Genomic DNA, 3,061 nt, shown 5'->3' on the forward strand with positions numbered 1-3,061 from the left:
CAAAAAGTCTGAATAAATGACTTTAATTAAATTTTAATAATTTTTTTTAACTTGTCAGCGTACATAAATAATAAAAACAATTTAACCAATGAATAACTTAGGAAAAAATTAATGATTGAATCTTGACTCCACCCTTTCTGGTGTCAAGAAGATGTCGCAAAGCGATTGGACATTTCCATTCCAGCATTTTCAAAAATCGAGACAGGAATTACAGATGTAAATTTGTCGAGATTAAATCAAATTGCAAAGTTGTTTAACTTATCGTTAGTGGAATTACTATCCACTTCCGATGCAAATGAAGAAAAAGAGAAATTTGCAGAAATCAACGAGTTACAACAAAGATTGCAAGCAAGAGAAGCTGAAGTTATTGAGTTGCAAAAAAAGATTATTGATTTGTACGAACAGCTTCACAAAAAATCATAAAAGAATTTGAATAAAATTTTTTAAGGGCAATTTCTTCTGAAATTGCCCTTATTTTTTCTTTAAGGTAGACTTATTTATGTTAGACTCAAGACTCTTTAAAAATCGTCATCTTCATCAAAGTCGTCAAAGCTGCCAATTGAGTCGATGTCGATATCAAAGCCGTCATCATCGAAGTCATCATCATCATCATCGTCTGGACCGTTAAAATTGATTAAATGCTCATCCAATTCTAACTTTTCGATAGTTTCGTTCATCATAGCAATATTACTTTCAATTGATTATTATACTGTAAAATTATATAACAAATATTAAACTTAAAATTTTTTTTAAAAAATATAGTGCTGATTTACAGTGTTTTATTTTTTAAAATTTATATCAAAAAGTCAAAAATTATTCTATGATTTCTCCTATGCTATTTTCCTCGCTGACGATATCTTTAAGCTGCGGTAAATCTTTGACCGAGTTGATGCCGAAGTGGTTCATAAATGTGTCGCTGGTGGCATAGAGCAGTGGTTTTCCTATAGTGTCTGCTTTTCCAACGATTTTTATTAGATCTTTTTCCAGCAGACGTTGTATAGAATAATCGCAGTTTACCCCACGTATTTGTTCCACTTCCAGCTTTGTTATCGGTTGGCGGTAAGCGATGATTGCCAAGGTTTCTAAGCCGGCCTGACTAAGTTTTTTCTTATCCCTATTGGCTTGCAGCTGATTGAGAACGTCATGATAGGTCTCTTTGGTAAGAAACTGATATTTGTTGTTAATCATCTTCAAGCTGAAAACATAATCTTCCTGCTCGTATTTTGCCTGTATCTTATCTATAAAGGACATAACTTCCTCCTTATTGATGGTGATGAGTAAGGCATCCTGAAGAATATGTTTTATTTCGTTTGCCGAAACACCGTCTTCAGCAGCAAAAATTATTGCTTCTATGTTGAGTAAGATATCTTTCACTTAGTAGTCAATTACTTGTTCGACCATGGATTCAGGCAGTTCTCTAAACTCGTAAGTCTGTGTGCGCAGCTGTGGCTCAAAACCGGCCTCACGGATGGCTTCCTGAATGGAGAGCGAGGTGAAGCGGTGAGGTGCTCCTGCGGCGGAGACAACATTTTCTTCTATCATGATGGAGCCGAAATCATTTGCACCGCTGTGTAAACATAGTTGCGCGACGGATTTACCTACGGTCAGCCAAGAGGCCTGAATATTTTTGATATTTGGCAGCATGATGCGGCTTAACGCTATCATACGTATATATTCGTCGCCGGTAACATTGTTGGATATGCCACGCAGGCGTTTCAACAAGGTGCCGTCGTCCTGGAAAGGCCAAGGGATGAATGCGATAAAGCCATAATGTCCTTCCGGCTTTTCACTTTGGACTTCCCGGATCCACACTAGATGTTCGAAACGTTCTTCAATAGTTTCTATATGTCCGAACATCATTGTCGCCGAGGTAGGAAGGTTAATCTGATGTGCAGCGCGCATGATGTCTAGCCATTCCTGACCTCCACACTTACCTTTGGAAATGAGGCGGCGCACACGGTCATTAAGAATTTCTGCGCCGGCACCCGGTAGCGAGTCCATTCCTGCCTCTTTGAGGGCTGTCAGTACGTCTATATGTGACATGCCTTCCAGCTTGGCGATATGTGCCACTTCCGGAGGGCCTAAGGCGTGTAGCTTAAGGGTGGGATACAGCTCTTTAAGCTGCTTGAACAGGGTAGTGTAGAAGTTTAGTCCCAAATCCGGGTGATGCCCCCCTTGTAGCAAGAGCTGATCTCCTCCGTATTTAAATGTTTCCTCGATCTTCCTTTTGTACGTTTCTATGTCGGTGATGTAACTCTCTTGGTGTCCCGGACGGCGGAAAAAGTTGCAGAATTTGCAGTTGGCAATACACACATTGGTGGTATTGACATTTCTGTCGATCTGCCAAGTTACTTTGCCGTGCGGTACCTGAATTTTACGCAGCTCATTAGCTACATATGCTAAATCCGCTGTGGGAGCATTGTGATATAGGAAAACCCCTTCTTCCTTGGTGAGGAATTCGAAGTTTAATGCTCTTTCCAATAAATTTTCTTACATTCATTACTAACAAAGATACGCAGGATTTTTATGAAGTGAAAGCAATTGTCTTGTTATATCTTCCACTCTTATGGTCTTGTGATGGCGTAATAAATAACGTATAACCATCCTAAAATACCGTGTATTATGGCCCATAATATGGACTTGTTACGGTCCCAAGAGGCCACAACGGCTATGGCGGATCCTAATCCTATTCCATTGTTTCTCACGGTCTGGGTAAAGTCGTTGGCAGCGCTAGACTGAGCAAAGCAGGTTGCTACAAGCAACAGAGCAAATAGGGTAAAGATTGTTCTTTTCATATATAGTGTACAATAGTTATATAAAAATAAAAAAGAGGTTTATACAATTTTATGAAGTGCACCCTAAAAGTTGGACAAAGTTAAAAATTAATTGTCTATGTGATGAGCTCGATATTTTATCGGGCTCATTCCTTTTAGATTGAGTTTTATTCGATCGTTGTTATAGTATTCAATGTAGTTCTTTATATCCCGTTTAAGTTCATCGATTTCATGGTCCTTTTTGAGATAGAATAGTTCAGATTTTATAATACCGAAGAAGTTCTCAA

At 38.6% G+C, this 3,061-nt stretch carries 5 protein-coding genes and 1 pseudogene; 1 reads left to right on the forward strand and 5 read right to left on the reverse strand.

Annotated elements, in window-relative coordinates; genetic code table 11:
* Window positions 1-138: 138 nt before the first annotated feature.
* Window positions 139-423, forward strand: a pseudogene (locus SD31_RS11325) (helix-turn-helix domain-containing protein); the annotation flags it as partial.
* Between the two features lie 95 nt (window positions 424-518).
* Here the strand turns inward: SD31_RS11325 and SD31_RS17540 are convergent.
* The 5 genes from SD31_RS17540 to SD31_RS21360 form a co-directional block, all read right to left on the reverse strand.
* A complete protein-coding gene (locus SD31_RS17540) occupies window positions 519-680 on the reverse strand; it encodes a hypothetical protein (protein WP_197053677.1) in 162 nt (53 codons plus the stop codon).
* 133 nt (window positions 681-813) lie between these two features.
* Entirely contained in the window at window positions 814-1,374 is a 561-nt protein-coding gene (scpB, locus tag SD31_RS11330; protein WP_039054202.1) for an SMC-Scp complex subunit ScpB, read from the reverse strand.
* The gene (mqnC, locus tag SD31_RS11335; protein ID WP_039054203.1) at window positions 1,375-2,481 is read right to left on the reverse strand and encodes a cyclic dehypoxanthinyl futalosine synthase; all 1,107 of its coding nucleotides are present in this window, start codon (window positions 2,479-2,481) and stop codon (window positions 1,375-1,377) included.
* 83 nt (window positions 2,482-2,564) lie between these two features.
* The gene (locus SD31_RS11340) at window positions 2,565-2,795 is read right to left on the reverse strand and encodes a hypothetical protein (RefSeq protein WP_039054204.1); all 231 of its coding nucleotides are present in this window, start codon (window positions 2,793-2,795) and stop codon (window positions 2,565-2,567) included.
* An 87-nt stretch (window positions 2,796-2,882) separates the two neighbouring features.
* Window positions 2,883-3,061 (reverse strand): IS3 family transposase (locus tag SD31_RS21360; protein WP_156138334.1); only part of this gene is annotated, 179 nt, incomplete at its 5' end.

Source organism: Sphingobacterium sp. T2 (assembly GCF_000814685.1).
Lineage (GTDB): Bacteria > Bacteroidota > Bacteroidia > Sphingobacteriales > Sphingobacteriaceae > Sphingobacterium > Sphingobacterium thermophilum.

What these genes read in the sequence shown, in the direction of transcription:
- SD31_RS17540 (WP_197053677.1), bottom strand. Translation starts at nt 680, where the DNA reads ATGATGAACGAAACTATCGAAAAGTTAGAATTGGATGAGCATTTAATC.
- SD31_RS11340 (WP_039054204.1), bottom strand. Translation starts at nt 2,795, where the DNA reads ATGAAAAGAACAATCTTTACCCTATTTGCTCTGTTGCTTGTAGCAACC.